The sequence below is a fragment of the Streptomyces sp. NPDC005302 genome (genome assembly GCF_040607345.1).
Lineage (GTDB): Bacteria > Actinomycetota > Actinomycetes > Streptomycetales > Streptomycetaceae > Streptomyces.
Window position 1 is genome coordinate 1 of sequence record NZ_JBEXGN010000014.1, and the last position, 19184, is coordinate 19184.

The 19184-nt window shown below is 72.9% G+C and carries 17 protein-coding genes; 8 read left to right on the forward strand and 9 right to left on the reverse strand.

Annotated features, from left to right (window positions below; all coding sequences use genetic code 11):
• From ABZT74_RS21210 to glgB, 3 genes are all read left to right on the forward strand, one after another.
• A partial coding sequence (locus tag ABZT74_RS21210; RefSeq protein ID WP_356437395.1) for an alpha-glucosidase C-terminal domain-containing protein occupies positions 1–132 on the forward strand: 132 nt, incomplete at its 5' end.
• A gap of 46 nt (positions 133–178) precedes the next feature.
• Positions 179–1555 carry a maltokinase gene (locus ABZT74_RS21215; protein ID WP_356437109.1) on the forward strand — a complete coding sequence of 459 codons (1377 nt, stop codon included), beginning with the start codon at positions 179–181 and terminating at the stop codon, positions 1553–1555.
• A 144-nt stretch (positions 1556–1699) separates the two neighbouring features.
• Positions 1700–3862, forward strand: coding sequence for a 1,4-alpha-glucan branching enzyme (glgB, locus tag ABZT74_RS21220; RefSeq protein ID WP_356437398.1), 2163 nt, complete (start codon positions 1700–1702; stop codon positions 3860–3862).
• 29 nt (positions 3863–3891) lie between these two features.
• Here glgB and ABZT74_RS21225 read toward each other — a convergent pair whose 3' ends face one another.
• On the reverse strand, positions 3892–5319 hold the full coding sequence (locus ABZT74_RS21225; RefSeq protein WP_356437112.1) for a M1 family metallopeptidase: 1428 nt from the start codon (positions 5317–5319) through the stop codon (positions 3892–3894).
• A gap of 253 nt (positions 5320–5572) precedes the next feature.
• Here ABZT74_RS21225 and ABZT74_RS21230 point away from each other — a divergent pair, with 253 nt between their 5' ends.
• Positions 5573–6466: a Gfo/Idh/MocA family oxidoreductase gene (locus ABZT74_RS21230; RefSeq protein WP_356437115.1), complete on the forward strand. Its 894-nt coding sequence runs from the start codon at positions 5573–5575 to the stop codon at positions 6464–6466.
• A gap of 86 nt (positions 6467–6552) precedes the next feature.
• Positions 6553–7518 (forward strand): ATP-dependent DNA ligase, encoded by a 966-nt coding sequence (locus ABZT74_RS21235; RefSeq protein WP_356437118.1) that lies wholly within the window; start codon positions 6553–6555, stop codon positions 7516–7518.
• 79 nt (positions 7519–7597) lie between these two features.
• Here the strand turns inward: ABZT74_RS21235 and ABZT74_RS21240 are convergent, their stop codons facing one another.
• The 4 genes from ABZT74_RS21240 to ABZT74_RS21255 all read right to left on the reverse strand — a co-directional run bounded on the left by ABZT74_RS21240 (position 7598) and on the right by ABZT74_RS21255 (position 11008).
• Positions 7598–7966, reverse strand: a complete 369-nt coding sequence (locus tag ABZT74_RS21240) for a DUF6479 family protein (protein WP_081222690.1) — start codon at positions 7964–7966, stop codon at positions 7598–7600.
• Between the two features lie 100 nt (positions 7967–8066).
• The gene (locus ABZT74_RS21245; protein ID WP_355877692.1) at positions 8067–8885 is read right to left on the reverse strand and encodes a methyltransferase domain-containing protein; all 819 of its coding nucleotides are present in this window, start codon (positions 8883–8885) and stop codon (positions 8067–8069) included.
• Positions 8886–8922: 37 nt separating this feature from the next.
• Positions 8923–10236, reverse strand: a complete 1314-nt coding sequence (locus tag ABZT74_RS21250; RefSeq protein ID WP_356437121.1) for an MFS transporter — start codon at positions 10234–10236, stop codon at positions 8923–8925.
• Positions 10237–10396: 160 nt separating this feature from the next.
• A complete protein-coding gene (locus tag ABZT74_RS21255; protein ID WP_356437124.1) occupies positions 10397–11008 on the reverse strand; it encodes a LysE family transporter in 612 nt (203 codons plus the stop codon).
• 66 nt (positions 11009–11074) lie between these two features.
• On the opposite strand from ABZT74_RS21255, the gene ABZT74_RS21260 reads away from it, so the two are divergent.
• Together ABZT74_RS21260 and ABZT74_RS21265 are read left to right on the forward strand one after the other, a co-directional pair.
• A complete protein-coding gene (locus tag ABZT74_RS21260) occupies positions 11075–11992 on the forward strand; it encodes a LysR family transcriptional regulator ArgP (protein WP_356437127.1) in 918 nt (305 codons plus the stop codon).
• 188 nt (positions 11993–12180) lie between these two features.
• A complete protein-coding gene (locus ABZT74_RS21265) occupies positions 12181–14733 on the forward strand; it encodes a SpoIIE family protein phosphatase (protein WP_356437130.1) in 2553 nt (850 codons plus the stop codon).
• Between the two features lie 25 nt (positions 14734–14758).
• Here ABZT74_RS21265 and ABZT74_RS21270 read toward each other — a convergent pair whose 3' ends face one another.
• Both ABZT74_RS21270 and ABZT74_RS21275 read right to left on the reverse strand, forming a co-directional pair.
• A complete protein-coding gene (locus ABZT74_RS21270) occupies positions 14759–15745 on the reverse strand; it encodes an aldo/keto reductase (protein ID WP_356437133.1) in 987 nt (328 codons plus the stop codon).
• A 71-nt stretch (positions 15746–15816) separates the two neighbouring features.
• Positions 15817–16482, reverse strand: a complete 666-nt coding sequence (locus tag ABZT74_RS21275) for an NUDIX domain-containing protein (protein WP_355877677.1) — start codon at positions 16480–16482, stop codon at positions 15817–15819.
• Positions 16483–16589: 107 nt separating this feature from the next.
• Between ABZT74_RS21275 and ABZT74_RS21280 the strand changes: the two genes are divergently transcribed.
• Positions 16590–16943 (forward strand): hypothetical protein, encoded by a 354-nt coding sequence (locus tag ABZT74_RS21280; protein ID WP_355877674.1) that lies wholly within the window; start codon positions 16590–16592, stop codon positions 16941–16943.
• 139 nt (positions 16944–17082) lie between these two features.
• Here the strand turns inward: ABZT74_RS21280 and ABZT74_RS21285 are convergent, their stop codons facing one another.
• Both ABZT74_RS21285 and ABZT74_RS21290 read right to left on the reverse strand, forming a co-directional pair.
• On the reverse strand, positions 17083–17955 hold the full coding sequence (locus tag ABZT74_RS21285) for a universal stress protein (protein ID WP_356177329.1): 873 nt from the start codon (positions 17953–17955) through the stop codon (positions 17083–17085).
• A 151-nt stretch (positions 17956–18106) separates the two neighbouring features.
• Positions 18107–19147, reverse strand: a complete 1041-nt coding sequence (locus ABZT74_RS21290; RefSeq protein WP_355877668.1) for a LacI family DNA-binding transcriptional regulator — start codon at positions 19145–19147, stop codon at positions 18107–18109.
• Between the last annotated feature and the right edge of the window lie 37 nt (positions 19148–19184).

The following is a 19184-nucleotide window of genomic DNA, read 5'->3' on the forward strand; positions in this document are numbered from 1 at the left end:
GTCGAACTCATCGGCGGCGTCCGCTTCCCCGCCATCGGCGAACTGCCCTACCTGCTCACCCTCGCCGGACACGGCTTCTACTGGTTCCGGCTGCGAGGCGGGGTCGCCCCCGTCGGCGCGAAGCGCTCGTGAAGCCGTGCAGCCCACAGCCCGCCCGCACCTGAAAGGACGTGTCGCCATGGCGAAGACCGCTCTGCACCGTCCGAGCGGCCTCGGTCCCGCTCCGCTGCTCACCTCGCTCGCCGAGATGCTGCGCGCCTGGCTGCCGCGGCAGCGTTGGTTCGCCGGCAAGGGCAGACCCGTCACGGACCTGACGCTGGTGTCGTCGACCGAGCTGTACCCGGGGTGCCTGCATCTGCTCGTCCGCACCGAACACCTGGGCTCGCCCGCGCACGGCGGCGCCGGCACTCCCCCGGTCGAGGACTGCTATCAACTGCTCCTCGGCGTACGGGAGGTGCTGCCCCCGCATCTCGCGCACGCCTTCATCGGGCGGGCGAGCAACGGGCCGCTGGCCGAACTGACCGTGTACGACGCCTTCCACGACCCCAAGGCCGCGGGGCTCCTGCTGGAGCGGCTGCGCGTCTCGGGCTCGGCGGGCCCCCTGTGCTTCGAACGTGATCCGCGTGTCACGGTACCGGGCGGACTCGCGCCGCGACTGCTCGACGCGGAGCAGTCCAACTCCTCACTGGTGTACGGGGACGCGTTCATACTGAAGGTCTTCCGGCGCGTCCAGCCCGGCATCAATCCGGACCTGGAGGTGCCGCGCGCGCTGGCCCGGCAGGGCTGCACCCGTGTCCCGGCACCGGCGGCCTGGTTCCGTACCTCGGAGCCGCAGGACGCCACCCTCGGTGTCCTCCAGCCGTATCTGCGCGACGCCGCCGACGGCTGGACGCTCGCCCTCGAATCGCTCACCTCGGAGAAGGACTTCACCGACGAGGCGTACGAACTGGGCCGGGCCACCGCGGAGGTGCACCTCGCGCTGGCCACGGCGTTCCCCCTCGACACACCGAGCCCGGGCGGCAACAAGCGGCTCGCGGAGGCGATGCACGAGCGGCTCGACGCGGCGGTCCGGTCCGTGTCCGAACTCCGGCCCCACGCCGCCGGGTTGCGATCCGCCTTCGACGCGCTCGCCGGTCTGGACTCCGCGGTCCGCCCCGCCCAGCGCATCCACGGCGACCTCCACCTCGGCCAGGTCCTGCGGGCCGGGCAGCGGTGGTCGGTGATCGACTTCGAGGGTGAACCCGCCCGCCCGATCAGCGAACGCCGGCGTGTCCAGTCCCCCGTGCGCGATGTGGCCGGCATGCTGCGCTCCTTCGACTACGCGGCCCGCTCCCGTCAGCCGTGGCGCCCCGCCTGGGCGGACCGCTGCCGGGATGCCTTCTGCGCGGGCTACGCCGCCGCCGCGGCCTGGGACCCGCGGGAGGAACCCGACCTGCTGCGCGCGTACGAGACGGACCGCGCCGTGTACGAGGTGCTCTACGAGGCCCGCCACCGTCCCGACTGGCTGCCCGTCCCGATGGCGGCGGTCGGACGACTCGCCGCCGCCCGCCCCTGACCCCCCTGTCCCCCGACCGACCCCGTCCGAGAACCGATCCCCAGCACCCCCCCACTCCGAGAGGCCCGAGCCGTGACAGTCCGCACCGCAACCCCCCGCGTACGGCGCGCCAAGCCCGCCGTCCCGTCGGCGCAGCACACCGCGCTGGACCCCACGGACCGAGGACGGCTGCTGTCCGGCTCCCATCACGATCCGCACGCGCTGCTCGGAGCCCATCGGGTGCCGGGCGGTGTGGTGTTCCGGGCGCTGCGGCCGTACGCCCAGGGTGTGTCGGTGGTCGTGGACGGGCGCCGCACCGCGCTCGACGACCTGGGCGACGGGCTGTTCGGGGCGACACTGGCGCTCGACGCGATTCCCGCGTACTCGCTCGTGGTGACGTACGAGGGCACCGAGTTCGAGACCGAGGACCCGTACCGTTTCCTGCCCGCGCTCGGTGAGATGGACCTGCACCTGATCGGTGAGGGCCGGCACGAGGAGCTGTGGAAGGCGCTCGGCGCGGAGCCGATGACCCACGAGGGAGTCGTCGGGACGCGGTTCACCGTGTGGGCGCCGAACGCGCAGGGGGTCCGGGTCTGCGGGGACTTCTGCCACTGGGACGGTGCCTCGGGATTCCCGATGCGCTCGCTCGGTTCGTCCGGTGTGTGGGAGGTGTTCCTCCCCGGGATCGGCGAGGGCGAGCTGTACAAGTACGACATCACGCGCCACGACGGTTCTCGCACTCTGCGGGCCGACCCGATGGCCCGGCGTACCGAGGTTCCGCCGGCGACCTCCTCGGTCGTGACCCGGTCGTCCCACTCGTGGCAGGACGCCGCGTGGATGGACGCGCGGGCGAAGCGCCGTCCGCTGCACGAGGTGCCGTTCTCGGTGTACGAGGTCCACCTGGCTTCCTGGCGACCCGGGTTGACGTATCGTCAGCTCGCCGAGCAGCTCCCCGCCTACGTGACGGATATGGGCTTCACGCACGTCGAGCTGATGCCGGTGGCCGAGCACCCCTTCGGCGGCTCCTGGGGCTACCAGATCACCGGCTTCTACGCCCCGACCGCGCGCCTGGGCACCCCGGACGATTTCAAGTACCTCGTCGACGCACTGCACCAGGCCGGTATCGGCGTCCTGATGGACTGGGTCCCGGCCCACTTCCCGCGCGACGACTGGGCCCTGGCCGCCTTCGACGGACGCCCGCTGTACGAGCACGCCGACCCGCGACGCGCCGACCACCCCGACTGGGGCACCCTCGAGTTCGACTACGGCCGCCGCGAGGTCCGCAACTTCCTCGTCGCCAACGCCACCTACTGGTGCGAGGAGTTCCACATCGACGGCCTGCGCGTCGACGCCGTGGCCTCCATGCTCTACCTCGACTACTCCCGCGAAGACGGCCAGTGGAGCCCCAACGAGTTCGGCGGCCGGGACAACCCCGACGCCGTGGCGTTCCTCCAGGAGATGAACGCCACCGTGTACCGCCGCAACCCCGGCGTCGTCACCATGGCGGAGGAGTCGACCGCGTGGGACGGCGTCACGCGCCCGACCTCCGAGGGCGGGCTCGGCTTCGGGCTGAAGTGGAACATGGGCTGGATGCACGACTCGCTCGAGTACATCCAGCACGAGCCGATCCACCGCAAGTACCACCACAACGAGATGACGTTCTCGATGGTGTACGCGTACAGCGAGAACTACGTGCTGCCGATCTCCCATGACGAGGTCGTGCACGGCAAGCAGTCACTCGTCTCCAAGATGCCCGGCGACTGGTGGCAGCAGCGCGCCAACCTGCGCGCCTACCTCGCCTTCATGTGGGCCCACCCCGGCAAGCAACTCCTCTACATGGGCCAGGAGTTCGCCCAGGGCGGCGAGTGGAAGGAGGCCGAAGGGCCCGACTGGTGGCTCCTCGACCCCGGCTACGGCGCCGAGGCCGACCACCGCGGCGTCCAGGATCTCGTCCGCGACCTCAACACGCTCTACCGCGCCGAACCGGCCCTGTGGGAACGCGACACCGATCCGTCCGGCTTCAGGTGGGTCATGGGCGACGCGGCCGACGACAACGTCTTCGCGTTCCTCCGCCACGCCGCCGACGGCACGCCCCTGCTCGCGGTGTCGCACTTCTCCCCCGCCGTGCGCCACGGCTACCGACTCGGTGTGCCCGAGGACGTCCACGCCTGGACCGAGGTCCTCAACACCGACGCCCTGCGCTACGGCGGCAGCGACGTCACCAACCCCGAGCCGGTGAAGGCCGAGGCGATCGGCATGCACGGCAGGCCGACCAGCATCGAGCTGACGCTGCCGCCGCTGGCGACGGTGTGGCTGCGGCCGGCCTGAGCCGACCGCAGCGACCGGGAGGGCCCGCCTCAGGGAGAGGCGGGCTTTCCCGCGGAGTAGAGCCAGGTGCGGAAGAGACCCGACAGGTCCTTGCCGGACTCCCGCTCGGACAGGCGGACGAACTGGGCCGTCGTACCGTGCCCGTCGCGGTGGCCGGCGGCCCAGCAGCGCAGGATACGGAAGAACGCGCGGTCGCCGACGGCGGTGCGCAGCTTGTGCAGGGCCATGGCGCCGCGTGCGTAGACGGGCGTCTCGAAGATGTGCTCACCGCTGCCGGGGTCGGCGGGCGGGAACGCCCACAGGTCCTTGCCCGCGGGGGTGGCGTACAGCGCGTCGAAGGTCTTCTGGGCGCTCTTGCCGCCGTGCTGCTCGGTGTAGAGCCACTCCGCGTACGTGGCGAAGCCCTCGTTGAGCCAGATGTCCTTCCACCTGGTCAGGCTGACGGAGTCGCCGAACCACTGGTGGGCGCTCTCGTGGACGAGGGTGCCGAGGTCGGGCGCGGAGTCGTAGACGGGCCGCGTCTGGGTCTCCAGGGCGTAGCCGACCTGCGGGGCACGGTCGACGATGGCACCGGCGGCCCGGAACGGGTAGGGGCCGAAGAGCTTGCTCTCCCAGGCGAGGACGGACGGCAGTTTCTTCAGGACCGGCGCCGCGTCGGCCGCCTCGCGGGGGTCGACCGCGTTGTAGACCTGGATGCCGTCGGGGGTGGTGTACCGCTCGACCTTGAACGTGCCGACGGTCGCCGTGGCGAGGTAGGCCGCCATCGGCTCGGACTGCCGCCAGCGGAAGGTGGTCCGTCCGTGGCTGGTCCGCTGCCCGAGCAGGACCCCGTTCGCGACGGCGGTCCGGCCCTGGGGAACCGTCAGGGTGAAGTCGTAGGACGCCTTGTCGGTGGGGTGGCTGTTCGCGGGGAACCACGTCATCGCGCCCTGCGGTTCGCCCGCCACGAAGGCACCGTCGTCCGTGGGGATCCAGCCGTCGGGCGAACCGTCCGGGTCCGTGACGGGCTTGGGCGTACCGGCGTAGGTCACGGTGACACGGAACTCCTGGCCCTGGCGGAGGGCCTTGCGCGGGGTGACGACGAGTTCCTGTCCGGTGCGCCGGAAGGACGCCCTCGCGTGGTCGACGGTGACACCGGTGACCTTCAGGCCGTTGAGGTCGAGGTCGAAGCGGGTCAGCCGCTGCGTGGCCCGGGCGGTGACGACCGCCGTGCCGTCGAGGTGCCGGGTCGCCGGGTCGTAGCCGAGGGTCAGGTCGTAGTGGCGGACGTCGTAGCCGCCGTTGCCCGAGAGCGGGAAGTACGGGTCACCCGCGCCCGCGGAGCCCGCGGACCCCGCCGCCGTGGCGGGTCCGGCGGCGGTGAGCAGCGCGGCGAGCGCGACGGGCACGGCCGCGACGACGGCTTCGCGGCGCAGGACGGTCGTACGTCGTGCGGGCTGCTGCGGGCGTGGTCTCACGTGCGCTCCTCCGGTTCGACGGTGATCATCGCGCACAGCCTATGAGGCTCACCGGCCGCTGCACCTTTCGATCGGGTCAAGTCCCGCCGAGCCGTCCCGGCGTCCCTCTGGCCGGACGGCGGGCCGGCGTGATGGAGTCTGACCACGCGTCCGAAGATCCGGTGCCCGGCCGCCGTCTCGGCCGGTGCCCGCTCCTGCGGCGCGCCGCGGGCCGACGGCACGTCAGGCCCCGACCACCGCAGAGGAGATGCTCGTGACCGGTACGTCGCCCACCTGGACCCAGGCCCCCGTGAGGGTGGGGCTCGTCGGCGCGGGGCCCTGGGCGCGGGCCGTGCACGCCCGGGTGCTCGCCGCCGGGCCGGAGACGCGGTTGACGTCGGTGTGGGCGCGCCGGCCGGAGGCCGCCCGGGAGACGGCGGAGCCGCACGGCGCCGCCGTGGCCGCGTCCTTCGAGGAACTGCTCGACACCTGTGAGGCGGTCGCCTTCTCGGTGCCGCCGGCCGTTCAGGCCGAGCTGGCCCTCCGGGCCGCCGAGGCGGGCAAGGCTCTGCTCCTGGAGAAGCCTCTCGCGCTCGATCTGCCGTCGGCGCGGCGGCTCGTGGACGCCATCGACGCGGCGGGCGTCGTCTCCCAGCTCGTCCTGACCAACCGCTACCACCCGGCCACCCGGCGGTTCCTCGACGCGGCGCGGGCCCTCGACGTCTCGGGGGCCCGGTCCTGCATGCTGGGCGGCGCCTTCCTGGGCGGGGACTTCGCGACGCCGTGGCGCCTGGAGCACGGGGCGCTGCTGGACATCGGGCCGCATCTGCTGGATCTGCTGGACGCGGCGCTCGGGCCGATCGTGCGGGTCCGCGGTGCCGGCGATCCGCGCCGCTGGGTCGAGCTGACCTGCGAGCACGAGGGCGGCGCGGTCAGCCAGGCCTCGCTGTCGGGGTCGGTGGACGTCGAGCGCGGCATCACCCGCATCGAACTGTTCGGCCGGCATCCGCAGGTGGTCTTCGACGGCGGCGCGCTCGACCACGAGGAGTCCTGGCCGGTGCTGCGCCGCGAGTTCGCCACGGCGGTGCGGTCGGGGCGGTCCGGCCCGCTGGACGCGCATCGGGGGCTGCGGCTCCAGACGCTGATCACTCAGGCGTTGGAGGGCTGAGGGTCCACGGCGGGGGTGCGGGGCCGTTCAGGGGAAAGGGGCGGCGGGCCGGCGTGTGCGGCCGGCGGTGTGTCGACACAACAGCTGTGAACCTGCCGCTGATCGCCCCCATGCTCGCGACACCCGGAACGCTGCCGGCCCCGGGTCAGGACATGCGCTGGGCCTACGAGACGAAGCACGACGGCCAGCGCGCCGTGGTCTATCTGCCCGGCGACGGCAGCGTGCGGCTGCGGGCGCGGTCGGGCGAGGACGTCACCGCGGCCTATCCGGAGCTGGGCGCCCTCGGCGGTGTCCTCGGCACGACGCCGGCGATCCTGGACGGTGAGGTGCTGGTCCTGGACGAACAGGGCCGCGGCGACTTCCAGTTGCTGCAGTCCCGGATGGGCCTCGCCGGGTCACCGGGCAAGGCGATCCGGCTCGCGGACCGAACGCCCGCCCATCTGGTCGTGTTCGACGTGCTCCGGCTCGGGGACGACCAGACCGGTCTGCGCTACGCGGTGCGGCGGCGGAAGCTGGAGGAACTCGCGCTGGAGGGGCCGTTCTGGTCGACACCGGCGGCGCTGGTGGGCCACGGCGAACTGGCGCTCCGGGCGACGCGGGAGAGCGGCCTGGAGGGGCTGGTCTGCAAACGGCTGGACTCGGTGTACGAGCCGGGCACGCGTTCACGGTCCTGGATCAAGATCCGCAACATGCGCACGGCGGACGTCGTCGTGGGCGGCTGGGTGCCCGGACGGGGACGACTGTCGGGCCTGCCCGGCGCGGTCCTCGTGGGGCAGCGCGCCGCCGGGAGGCTGCGTTACGTCGGGAGCGTGGGCACCGGCTGGAACGCGGCGGAGCGTACCGAACTGGCCCGGCTGCTGGGGGCCTCGGGAACGGACCGGTGCCCCTTCGACACGGTCCCGCGCGCGGCCGAGGCACGCTGGGTGCTGCCCCGGCTGGTGGGCGAGGTCCGCTACAGCACCCGCACCCGGGCGGGCCTGTTGCGCCAGCCCTCCTGGCTGCGGCTGCGGCCCGACCTCAGTCCCGAGGAGTCGGCGGCGGATCTCCCGTAGGCGCCAGGCCGGTCTCGCCGGTTCACGGCGCACGAAGGAGCCGGCCGCCCGCGGGCGGTCGGCTCCTCGGTGTCCCGGGTCAGGTTCTGCCGGGTCCGCCGCTGCCGAAGGATCCGCTGGATCCCGGTTGCCAGCGCTTGCGATGCTGGTCGTCGGCGTGCTTGGTGCTGGAGGAGTGCATGTTGTACGGCATCAGCCGTTCACTCTCGTTGGCGGCGTGCGGGACCTCGTCGGGTTCCCGCATCTCCCGCTCCTCGTGGACCGCTCCGCCCTCGGGCAGGTGCGGCTGCTCCTCGGCGGTCGGTGGGGCCGATTCCTGGCCCCGCACCCTGATGCCCATCCGGACCGCCCAGACGAGGGCGGCCACGATGACGAGGCCACCGACGAAGGCGGCGACCACATTGGTCGTCGAATTCGCCAGGATCACTTCTTGGCTCGCGATGTACATGATGGTCGCGTACCCCCAATACAAGGGGAGATCGGCGTACTAATCCGTCAGCGACGGCCATCTCATTATATTCCGGATGATTTCGGACGCCGCCACTCGTTCACGCCGGACGGTGCGCCACGGCCCCGAACATCGTCACGGACATGTGCAGGCCGCCCTGCCGGGCCGCTTCCGCGAGCTCCTCGTAGAGGCTGTCCCGCTGGGCCTCGCCGATGAGGCCGCGGCGCATCGCCGACTCGGCCATCATCCGGATCAGCGGCCAGGCGACGGAGGTGTGGTCCTGGAGCAGCGCCTGCGAGCCCCGGTCGTCGATCACCAGTCCGGCGGCCGTCAGCCGGCCCACCAGCCTGCGTCCCGAGTACGGGTCGGCCGCCGCGGACAGCGCTCCGGAGGTCAGCGCGGCGACCGTCTCGGGGTCGCCGGGGTGCAGGATCGTGGTGGCCCAGTCGGTGTCCAGCAGGGCGACCCGGCCTCCGGGGCGCAGCACGCGGGCGATCTCGACGACGGCCTTCTCCGGTTCGGCGAGGTGCTGGAGCACCCGTTCACACCACACGACGTCCACGGTGGAGTCGGGCAGCGGCAGGGCGAGGGCGTCCCCGTCGGCGAAGCGCGCGGAGCTGCCCGCCTCGGCCGCCCGCTGCTCGGCCACGGCCCGCAGGCCGGGGTTCGGTTCGAGGCCGAGCACCCTGCCCTGGGACCCGACGGCGGCGGCGAGGTTACGCGTCTGGGAGCCGGTCCCGGCGCCGATGTCGAGGGCCCGCTCCCCGGGGCGGACGGCCAGGGCCGAGTGGGCCCAGGAACGCAGCCGGTGCACGCCGTTGTTGACGTCCTGCGCGTCCAGGGCACCGACCAGACGGGCCGTACTGTCCACGCTCATGTTGGGCGCGTGGAATTCCGAAGTGGGTCGCGTGTCCCGCATGGCGGTCACTCTAGAACCACCTTGGTCATTTCCGTATTCAGATTGTGTAACGCCTCAGGGCCGGGGAGACGAAGGCCAGGACGAGCACCGCCACGACCACCAGGACGCCGCCTCCCGCGACCGCGGCCTGCGCGCCGACCAGTGATCCCGCCATGCCGTGCAGGACGTCGGCGACACGCGGGCCGCCCACCACGACGACGGTGAAGACACCCTGGAGCCGGCCGCGCATCTCGTCGGTGGCGGCGGACAGCAGGATCGCGCCACGGAAGACCATGGAGACCATGTCCGCCACACCGGCCACCGCGAGGAAGAACACCGCGATCCAGAGGCTGCCGCTGAGTCCGAACCCCGCGATGGCCACGCCCCAGGCGGCGACGGAGGCGATGACCATCAGACCGTGCCGCCGGGCGCGGGAGAAGGCGCCCGACAGCAGTCCGCCGAGGACCGCGCCGATGGGAACCGCCGCGAACAGCAGGCCGAGCGCCAGCCCCTCGCCGTAGGGGGCGTACGTCTCCGCGGCGAGCTGCGGGAACAGGGCGCGGGGCATGCCGAAGACCATGGCGATGATGTCGGCGAGGAAGGACAGCAGCAGCACCTTGTGCAGGGCGATGTAGCGGAATCCGGCGGCGACCTCGCGCCAGCCGGCCCGCCGGGAGCCGCCGCCGTCGAGCGGTGGCAGGGCCGGCAGCTTGACGACGGCCCACACGGTGACGCACAGGGCGAGGGCGTCGATCAGGTACAGCTCGGGCAGCCCGATGAGCGGGATGAGGGCGCCCGCCATCATCGGGCCGGCCACCGAGCCGGTCTGCATGACGGTCGATCCGAGCGCGTTGGCGGCCGGCAGTTCGTCCGCGGGCACGAGCCGGGCGATGGAGGCGCTGCGCGCCGGGGAGTTGAGACCGAAGAAGGCCTGCTGGAGGGCGAGCAGCACCATCAGGACGAGCACCGACTCCAGGCCGGTGACGGCCTGGACCCAGAAGAGCAGCGACGTGACGGCTATGCCGCAGTTGGTGATGAGCAGGAGCTTGCGCCGGTCCATGCTGTCGGCGATGGCACCGCCCCACAGGGCGAAGAACACCAGCGGGAGCAGTCCGGCGAGGCTCGCGTAGCCGACCCAGGCGGAGGAGCCGGTGATGTCGTAGATCTGCTTGGGCACGGCGACGGCGGTGAGCTGGCTGCCGACGGCGGTGACGGCGGTCGACGACCACAGCCGGCGGTAGGCGGGGCGGCGCAGCGGCCGGGTGTCCATGGCCCAGCGGCGCCACCCGTTCCGGCCCGGCCGCTCCGTGGCCTCCGCGCCCGCGTCCTGCGGCGCGGCGGCGCTGTCCGTGTTGCTCTTGCTCGTGTCCACGCTCGTCCTGGTTGCTTGGTACATCTTTCGATTCAGGGATCACTATGGCCGAGCGCGAGTGACGCGTGTCCCCCGGGGGAGCGGATTGGTGCACAGGGCCCCAAAGGTCCGGAATCGAACAGCGGCCGACAGGCCGGACGGCGAGCCGTCGGGCGGCGGCTCAGGCGCCGGCGATCAGCGCGGCGCCCATCGCGATCATCGTCACGGCGACCAGGGCGTCCAGCACGCGCCAGGCCGCCGGCCGGGCCAGCGGGCGGCTGAGCAGCCGGGCGCCGAACCCGAGGGCGGCGAACCAGCACAGGCTGGCGAACGCCGCGCCCAGACCGAACGTCCAGCGCAGCTGTCCTCGGTCGGCGGCCAGCGAGCCGAGTAGGAATACGGTGTCGAGGTACACGTGCGGGTTCAGCCAGGTGAGGGCGAGGCAGGTGAGGACCGCGCGGCGCCACGAGGCGACGGAGCCGGTCGCCGCGCGCAGCGCCGAGGGCCGCAGGACACGCCGGGCGGCGAGGACTCCGTAGACGACGAGGAAGCAGCCGCCCACCAGGCCGACCGCGGTGAGCGCGGCGGGCCAGGCCACCACCAGCGCGCCGACGCCGCCGACGCCGAGGGCGATGAGGGCCGCGTCGGACAGGGCGCAGATGCCCACCACGGCGAGGACCGCGTCACGGCGGACGCCCTGGCGCAGGACGAAGGCGTTCTGCGCGCCGATGGCGACGATGAGGGAGAGACCGGAGCCGAATCCGGCGACCGCTGCGGTGAGGGCGTCTGTCATGCCGTCGACGCTAGAAAGCCGATCGTCAGGAGTACAGCTAAAGATTCTTACGTATCATTAGTGATCGTGATGACGGAACTGCCGCTCGACCAGGTCCGCACCCTTCTCTCGGTGGTCGACGAGGGCACCTTCGACGCCGCGGCGGCAGCGCTCCATGTGACGCCCTCGGCGGTCAGCCAGCGCGTGAAGTCACTCGAACAGCGCACCGGCCGGGTCCTGCTCATGCGGACCAAGCCGGTGCGGCCCACCGAGTCCGGCGAGATCGTCGTCCGGTTCGCCCGTCAGCTGGCCCGGCTGGAGGGCGAGGCGCAGGCCGAGCTGGGCATGCCGGGCTCCGGGGAGCCCACCCGGCTGTCGATCGCGGTGAACGCCGACTCGCTGGCGACCTGGTTCCTGCCGGCGCTCACCCGCGTACCTCCTCGGCTGCGGCTCTGCTTCGAACTGCGCCGCGAGGACGAGGACCACACGGCCGCCCTGCTGCGCGAGGGAGCGGTGATGGCGGCGGTGACCTCGTCGCCGGACCCGGTGGCGGGCTGCTCGGTCCGTGCGCTCGGGCGGCTGCGGTATCTGCCGGTGGCGGCACCCTCGTACGCCGAGGAGTGGCTCGGCACCCGGGCCGGCACGGCGCTGCACGAGGTGATCGCGGCCGCGCCGGTGGTGGCCTTCGACCGGAACGACGACTTCCAGGACGACTTCGTCCGGGCCCTCACCGGCGGCGGCGCGGGCGCGCTGCGCCACTTCGTCCCCACCTCGGAGGGGTTCGTCGCGGCCGTCGCGGCCGGCATGGGGTGGGGCATGGTGCCGGAGGTCCAGGCCCGGCCCCTGCTGGACGGCGGGCGGCTGGTCCACCTGCTGCCGGGGCGGAGCGTGGACGTTCCGCTGTTCTGGCAGCAGTGGAAGCTCGACTTCCCCGCACTGGGCGCGATGGCCGAGGCCGTGGCGGCCGTCGCCGCCGAGACCCTGGACCAGGGCCCGGCCGTCTGAATCACTGCCTTCCGAACGGGTCCCGGACCGCGCACGACCCGGTATCTTCTCGCTGAGCACATCCGGGCACGACCGGAATGCGCGGGTCCGTCCCGGTGCCTCGGGCGGTGCCGAGGTGCGGTCAGGGACCTGGGAGGCGCATTCTTGCTGTGTTACCCACCTGGCGGCGGGCGGACGAGGGCAGATCGATGACAGGGAGCGCCGAACGCGAGGACCGGGATCCTGACGGCCTGGCCACCCTGCTCAGCGACGCGGTGACGGACGCGATCCGTGCGGCCCGCGGTTTCGCCGGCGGCGTCTACCTGCGGTCCGGAACACCGGGTCTGCTGCGTCTGGCGGTGCTCGCCGGACTGCCGGGACCGCTCTTCCGCCCCTGGTGGCGCATGCACGTGGAGCGGCCGTTCCCGGTCGCCGACGCCCACCGGCTCGGCGTCGAGGTCCTGCTCGCCGACCCGACGGAGACGATGCGCCGCTACCCGCAGCTCGCGGCGGGTCTGCCGTTCCAGTTCGGTTCGCTGTACGTCCCGGTGGTGGGCGGCACGACACCGTACGGCGTCCTCACCGTCCTGCGTCCCTCGGCCTCGGACGCCACCGAGGTCCTGCCGGACCGGGACCGGATGACGGCCGTCGCGGAGGAACTGGGCGCCGCGCTGGCCGCGCTGGCCAAGGACGGCTGCCCTGTCGAGTGGGACGCGGAGCCCCTGAGCGCGCGCCCGCCGGCCGAGGGCCCCTCCTCCCGGACCGTCGGCGGGTTCACCTGGGACCCGGCCACCGGCACGGTGATCGTGGACGACGCCCTGTGGGCACTGCTCGGAACCCGGCACGAAACGTTCCCCGGCACACCCGAGGCACTCGCGGACGCCGTGGCCCACGACCAGCCCCGGCTGCTGGCCGCCCTGCGCGAGACGGCCGCGGGCCGTCCGCCGCCCCACCCGCTGCCCGTGCACACCGGCAGCGGCGAGCTGCGGCTGCTCGACCTGTGGCCCTCCGGCGGGACGGACGGCGGGCCCTACCGCGTCAGCGGTGTGCTCGTCGACCCGGGGCCGGGACCCGCGGCGGGCGGGGCGGCCGACCAGCTCCCGGAGGGCGTCTTCGCCCTCGACCGGCTCGGACTGATCACCTACGCCAATCCCCGCGCGGCGGAACTGCTCGGCCGGCCGCGCGCCCGACTGCTCGGGCGCTCGCTGTGGGACGCGGTCCCGTGGATGGCCCGGCCCGCGTACGAGGACCATCTGCGGGGCGCGCTGCTCTCCACGGAGCCGGTGCACTTCCGGGCCCGCGGCCCGCTGACGAACGACGCCGGGACCCCGTCGGGAACCACGGACGAGGCCTGGCTGAGCCTGTCCGTCTACCCCGGCCCCGGTGGTGTGACCTGCAAGGTCGTGCCGCTGGGCCGTGCCGCGGAGACCACCGGCAACGCTCCGTTCGGAACCGGGCCCGCATCCGCGCCCCTTGACCCCGACGACAGCGAGTCCGGCACCGCGACCACGGCTCCGCTGTACCGGCCCATCGTCCTCGCCATCGCCCTGGCGGAGGCCGTGACCGCGCGGCAGGTGTCCGAGGTCGTGATGCGTGAACTGCTGCCCGCGTTCGGCAGCCGCCGTCTGGCGATCTACCTGCTCCAGGACCGCCGTCTGTACCTGGCCTGGGAGACCGGCTTCCCGCAGGGGTTCCTCGCCCCCTTCGACGGTGTCGGCCTCGACGCCCGGCTGCCCGGTGTCGAGACGCTCACCACGGGCCGTCCGCTCTTCTTCGAGTCGATGCAGGAGATGTCGGCCGCCTATCCGGGCATCGACCTCGACGCCAAGGTCGGCGCCCGGGCGTTCCTGCCGCTGATCGCCTCCGGTCGTCCGGTCGGTTCCTGCATCCTCGGCTTCGACCGGCCCCGCACCTTCAGCACCGAGGAGCGGACCGTGCTGACCGCGCTGGCCGGTCTGATCGCGCAGTCCCTGGAGCGGGCGCGGCGGTACGACAACGAGGCGGCGCTCGCCCGCGGGCTCCAGGAGGCCCTGCTGCCGCACCGGTTGTCGGCGCACCCGATGGTGCAGACCGCCGGCCGGTATCTGCCCGGCACGATCGGCATGGAGGTCGGCGGCGACTGGTACGACGTCGTGGAGGCCGGCGACGGTCTCGCGCTGGTCATCGGCGACGTACAGGGACACGGCGTGCAGGCCGCCGCCACCATGGGCCAACTCCGCAGCGCGGTAAGGGCGTTCGCCCTCGGCGACCACTCCCCGGACGAGGTGATGAGCGGCACCAACCGGCTGCTCATCGACCTCGACCCGGGGCAGTTCGCGAGTTGCTGCTACGTCCGGGTCGACCCGCTCACCGGCGTCGCCCGTGCGGCGCGGGCCGGGCATCCGCAGCCGCTGCTGCGCCATCCCGACGGCCGCACCGAGGTCCTCGACCTGCCGGGCGGAGTGGTCCTCGGTGTGGATCCGCGGGCCGTGTACCCAGTGACGGAACTGATGCTGGAACCCGAGGCCGTGCTGGCCCTGTACACGGACGGTCTGGTCGAGCAGCCGGGCACGGACATCGACGACGGTGTCGAGGCGCTGCGGGCGACGCTCGCCGGGGCGGGCTCGCCGCAGCGCTTCCGTCCGGGCGGCCACTCCCTGTCGCACGCCGCCGACCTCCTCACCGCGGAGGCCCGGCGGGCCCACGCCCGCCCCGACGACATCGCCCTGCTCCTCACCACCCGCCGCGCACCCCACGACGGCGACGGTCCGGGCTTCGTCTAGAGCCGCCCGGGAGGTGTGGCGACGCTCAGTGGGCCTCGTCCAGGCGGGCCCGCTGGTCAGAGGTCAGCTCCAGGTCCACCGCCGCCAGGTTCTCCTCCAGCTGGGCCACCGAGGAGGCACCGGCCAGCGGGATCACGGGCAGTTCGGCGCCGATCTGCCAGGCCAGCACCACCTGGTTGAGCGTCGCGTCGGCCTCCTTCGCCACCTCACGCAGCACCGCCAGCCGGGCGGCGGTGCCGGGGTGGTCGTAGTCGGAGGGCAGAGGCTTGTCGGGCCGGCCGTACCCTCCGCCCAGCAGCGGGGAGTAGGCGACCAGGGTCAGGCCGGGTTCGGCCCCGAGATAGCTGAGGAGTTCACCGGTCGCGGCCCCGAGGCCGCCCTCGGGGAAGAGTCCACTGGGCACATCGGCGCGGGGACGCAGCAGGCTGTGGTGGTACTGGAGGACCTCGTAGCCGGGCAGCCCGGCCGCCGCGGCGAGGGCACGGGCCCGTTCGACGCGCCAGACCGCGTGGTTGCTCACGCCGAGCAGCGCGACGCTTCCCTCGGCGACGAGCCCGGCGAAGGCCTCGACGGTCTCGCGCGGTTCGACCCCGCGGTCCTCTATGTGCGCGTACAGCAGGTCGATCCGCTCGACGCCGAGGCGTTCCCGGCTCCGCTCGGACGCCTCGCGGATCACCTGGGCGGAGAGGCCCTCGGGGTTGTCGGTGAAGCCGGTTCCGGGGGCCAGCGGGCGGGCGCCGAGCTTGGTGGCGATGACGATCTCGTCGCCGATGCCCCGGCTGCGCCGCCAGCGGCCGAGGAGCTCCTCGCTCTGGCCGCCCTGTCCGCCGTCGGTCCAGAAGGCGTAGTTGTCGGACGTGTCGATGAAGTTGCCGCCGGCCTCGACGTACCGGTCGAGTACGGCGAACGACGTCTTCTCGTCGGTCAGCGAGCCGAACAGCATCGCGCCGAGCGCGAGCACGCTCACCTCACGACGGGTCGCGGGGTCACTGCCGATGGTGCGGTACCGCATGGGTTCCCTCCCGTTCGGGCCCGAAGTCCTCGGGCCCGAACGGGAGTCTGGGGCTTGGAGTGCTCTTCAGGTCAAGCCTTCCTGAACGGCCCCTCCAGAGCGGCCCACTGCAACAGCATGATGGTCTTGGCGTCGGCGATCTCTCCGGTGCGGACCATGGACAGCGCCTCGTGGAAGGGCAGTTCGACCGTCTCGATGTCCTCGCCCTCCTCGTCGAGGCCCCCGCCCTCGTGGGTACGGGTGGACGGGCCGTAGGAGGCCGCGTAGAAGCTCACCCGTTCGGTGACCGAGCCGGGGCTCATATAGACGTCGAAGACGTGCTCGACCGCGCCGACGGTGTGCCCGGTCTCCTCGATGACCTCGCGGCGCACGGCCTGCTCGGGATGCTCGTCCGCCTCGTCGAGGAGGCCGCCGGGGGTCTCGATCAGCATGCCGTCCGGGTGGCCGTTGACATACACGGGGTAGCGGAACTGCCTGGTCAACAGCACGGTTTCCCGGTCGGCGTCGTAGAGCAGCAGGGTGGCGCCGTTGCCCCGGTCGTGGGTCTCGCGCTCCTGGGTGCTCCAGGTCCCGTCGGCGAGCTTGAGGTCGAAGGTGGTGCTGCGCTCCACGTACCAGTGGCACGACAGGAGGCGCACGTCGCGGATTCTGACCCGGGGGTTGCCGGTCAGGTCGCGGCCCACCTGGTCGAGCCCGGTGCGGCCCCTGCGGTCCGGAGTGTCGATGCCCGCGGTCATCGCGCGCCGGCCCGGTGGGAGCGGGAGATGTCGTTCATGAGCCTTGTCTACCATCCCGACACCAAGATCCCTGCCCGAGCCGGGTCTCGCCCGTTTAGGCTCACGGCATGGAACAGACGGAGATCATCCTGCGCGCCATCGGCGTGCTCACCGAGACCAACGCCATGGTGCGCAGGATCGCCCAGGACGAGGAGGCCGGCGTCGAGTCGGCGGAGAACAACCTGGGCGCGCTCGTCACGGAGGTGTTCCCCCGGGTCGAGGTGCCCGGCGACGCCGGCCCGGCGGAGGCCGGGCAGGCGGTCGCGGACGCGTATCTGCCCGCCGCCATCTCCCTGGTCGGCGCCTTCGCGTTCCTCTTCTCCGAACTCGCCGATCTCCACGACTCCGGCCGCACCGAGGTCAGCACGGCCGACCTCCTCCAGGATCTGGCGCTGCGGATGTCCCGGGCCGGGAACGCGTAACCGGCCCGCCCGGCCGCCGCGTCGTCTCACCGCAACCGATGTTCTGCACGTCGGTTCGGCGCGGAAGGCCGTCGACACGGCTTCCGGGTGCGGGAGTTGAACGCGGCCGGGCGCCGGGCCGGCCGCGTCCGACGGGCCGTCAGGAGTGCGGGACCACCGCCACCGGGCACGGAGCGTGGTGCATCACCGCGTGCGCCACGGAACCGATGCGCCCGCCCACGGCGGACCGCTCGACGCGGCGCCCGACGACCATCAGCTGGGCCCGGTCGGAAAGGGACAGCAGCACCTGTCCCGCGCTGCCCATCTCCACGTGCTCGGTCACGGCCACCTCGGGAAAGCGCTCCCGCCACGGCTGGAGCGCCTCGTCGAGGGCCTTCTTCTCGTACGGTTCCAGGCCGCCGGCCTCGTCGAGCAGCCGCAGGGAGGCGGGGCTGTAGGCGAAAACCGGAGGCAGACTCCAGGCCCGTACGGCCCGCACCGTCGCTCCCCGGGCCGCCGCGGTCTCGAACGCGAACCGGAGCCCCGGCGCGCTGTCGTCAGGGCCGCCCTGCTGCCCGACGACGATCTCCCGGCCCCCGGCCTCGCCCTCGGGGCGGTCCTCCGTGCGCACGAGGACCACCGGACCGGGTGTCCGGGAGATCACCTGCTGGCCGACGGAACCCAGCAGGAAGCCGACGAACGCTCCGTATCCGCGCGAGCCGAGGACCAGGACCCCCGCGGGGGTGGCGATACGCGACAACGCCTCCACCGCCTCGGCGTCGAGCACCTCGGCCGTCACGCGCAGACCCTCGTGCCGGTCGGTCACCGTACGGGCAGCGTCCTCGACCATGCCGCGCGCCCAGCGCTCCTGGTCCTCCCGGTCGCCACCGCCGACCATGTCGTGCGGCGGCCAGTGCCAGGCGTACACCACTCGCAGGGGCAGATCCCGGCGGACCGCCTCCCTGGCCGCCCAGCCGAGCGCCGCCCTGCTCTCGGGAGATCCGTCCACGCCCACGGTGATCGGGTCGGTCATGCGCCTGCCTTCCGTCGCCGGCCCACCCACCCGGCCGGTGGCTGTTCCGTCCTGACCGGTCCAGTGTCCGCCACACACCTCGGCGTACCCGGCAGAGCGGGGTGAACGGGCCCGCGTGGCACAGCGGTCCGGCGCCCCTGCCGGACGAGCCTCAGGCCGACGCCCGGACCACGATCTCCGGGTCGAAGATCAACGACGTGGGCTCGGTGCGTACACCCCGGATGTGCTCGTCGAGGAGCCGGGCCATGGCCGCGGCCATCTCCTCCACCGGCTGGCGCACGGTGGTCAGCGGCGGCCGGCAGGTCACCGCGACGCTGGAGTCGTCGAACCCGACGACCGCGACGTCGTCCGGCACCCGTCGGCCCTGTTCCCGCAGCACCTGGCACACACCCTGCGCCATCAGGTCGTTCGCGGCGAACACCCCGTCCACGTCGGGGTGTTCGGACAGCAGCCCGGACATGGCGGCCATCCCGCTGTCCAGCGTGAACCCGCCCTCGGCGACCGGGACGTACGGGTGCCCCCTGCGGGCCATCGTGTCGCGGAACCCGGCGAGCCGGTCCTGGCTCGCGGCCACTCCGAGGGGCCCGGTGACGGTGACGATCCGCCGGCAGCCCCGGTTGAGCAGGTGCTCGGCGGCGAGGCGCGCCCCGTCCCGGTGGGCGAGGTCGACATAGCTGAGCGCGACGGGCCGGGTGGGGCGGGCGAAGAGGACGGCGGGCAGTCCGGCGCCGGCGAGCAGCGCGGGCAGCGGGTCGTCGGCGTGCGTGGAGACGACGAGCGCGCCGTCGGCACTTCCCTGCCGCAGATCGGTCAGCACCTGGTTCCTGGTGTCCGCGGACTCGGCGAACATCAGCAGCGGGTGCATCGACCGCGGACGCAGGTATCCCACCACGCCGCTGACGACCCGTCCGAAGAAGGGGTCCGCGAACACCCGTGCCGCGAAGGCGTTCTGCTCCTCCCCCGGTGTGTCACCCGCGCCGGACACGATCAGGGCCACCGTCTGGCTGCGGCGGGTCACGAGCGATCTGGCGGCCCGGTTGGGCGCGTACCCGGTCCGCTCGATGGCCTCGCGCACCACTTCCTGAATTCCGGGGTCGACGTTGCGGACACCGTTGATGACCCGGGAAACGGTCGCGCGCGAGACTCCGGCCTCCCGCGCGACATCCTCCAGCGTGGGAGCCTGTCTGCTCATGGCGGCACCCTAACCGCCCGGCCCCGCCCCGGGATAG

Excerpts from the sequence above, each read along its gene's own strand:
- ABZT74_RS21215 (WP_356437109.1), top strand. The coding sequence starts at position 179 with ATGGCGAAGACCGCTCTGCACCGTCCGAGCGGCCTCGGTCCCGCTCCG.
- ABZT74_RS21240 (WP_081222690.1), bottom strand. The coding sequence starts at position 7,966 with ATGTACATCGCGAGCCAAGAAGTGATCCTGGCGAATTCGACGACCAAT.
- ABZT74_RS21245 (WP_355877692.1), bottom strand. The coding sequence starts at position 8,885 with ATGCGGGACACGCGACCCACTTCGGAATTCCACGCGCCCAACATGAGC.
- ABZT74_RS21255 (WP_356437124.1), bottom strand. The coding sequence starts at position 11,008 with ATGACAGACGCCCTCACCGCAGCGGTCGCCGGATTCGGCTCCGGTCTC.
- ABZT74_RS21265 (WP_356437130.1), top strand. The coding sequence starts at position 12,181 with ATGACAGGGAGCGCCGAACGCGAGGACCGGGATCCTGACGGCCTGGCC.
- ABZT74_RS21270 (WP_356437133.1), bottom strand. The coding sequence starts at position 15,745 with ATGCGGTACCGCACCATCGGCAGTGACCCCGCGACCCGTCGTGAGGTG.
- ABZT74_RS21275 (WP_355877677.1), bottom strand. The coding sequence starts at position 16,482 with ATGACCGCGGGCATCGACACTCCGGACCGCAGGGGCCGCACCGGGCTC.
- ABZT74_RS21280 (WP_355877674.1), top strand. The coding sequence starts at position 16,590 with ATGGAACAGACGGAGATCATCCTGCGCGCCATCGGCGTGCTCACCGAG.
- ABZT74_RS21285 (WP_356177329.1), bottom strand. The coding sequence starts at position 17,955 with ATGACCGACCCGATCACCGTGGGCGTGGACGGATCTCCCGAGAGCAGG.
- ABZT74_RS21290 (WP_355877668.1), bottom strand. The coding sequence starts at position 19,147 with ATGAGCAGACAGGCTCCCACGCTGGAGGATGTCGCGCGGGAGGCCGGA.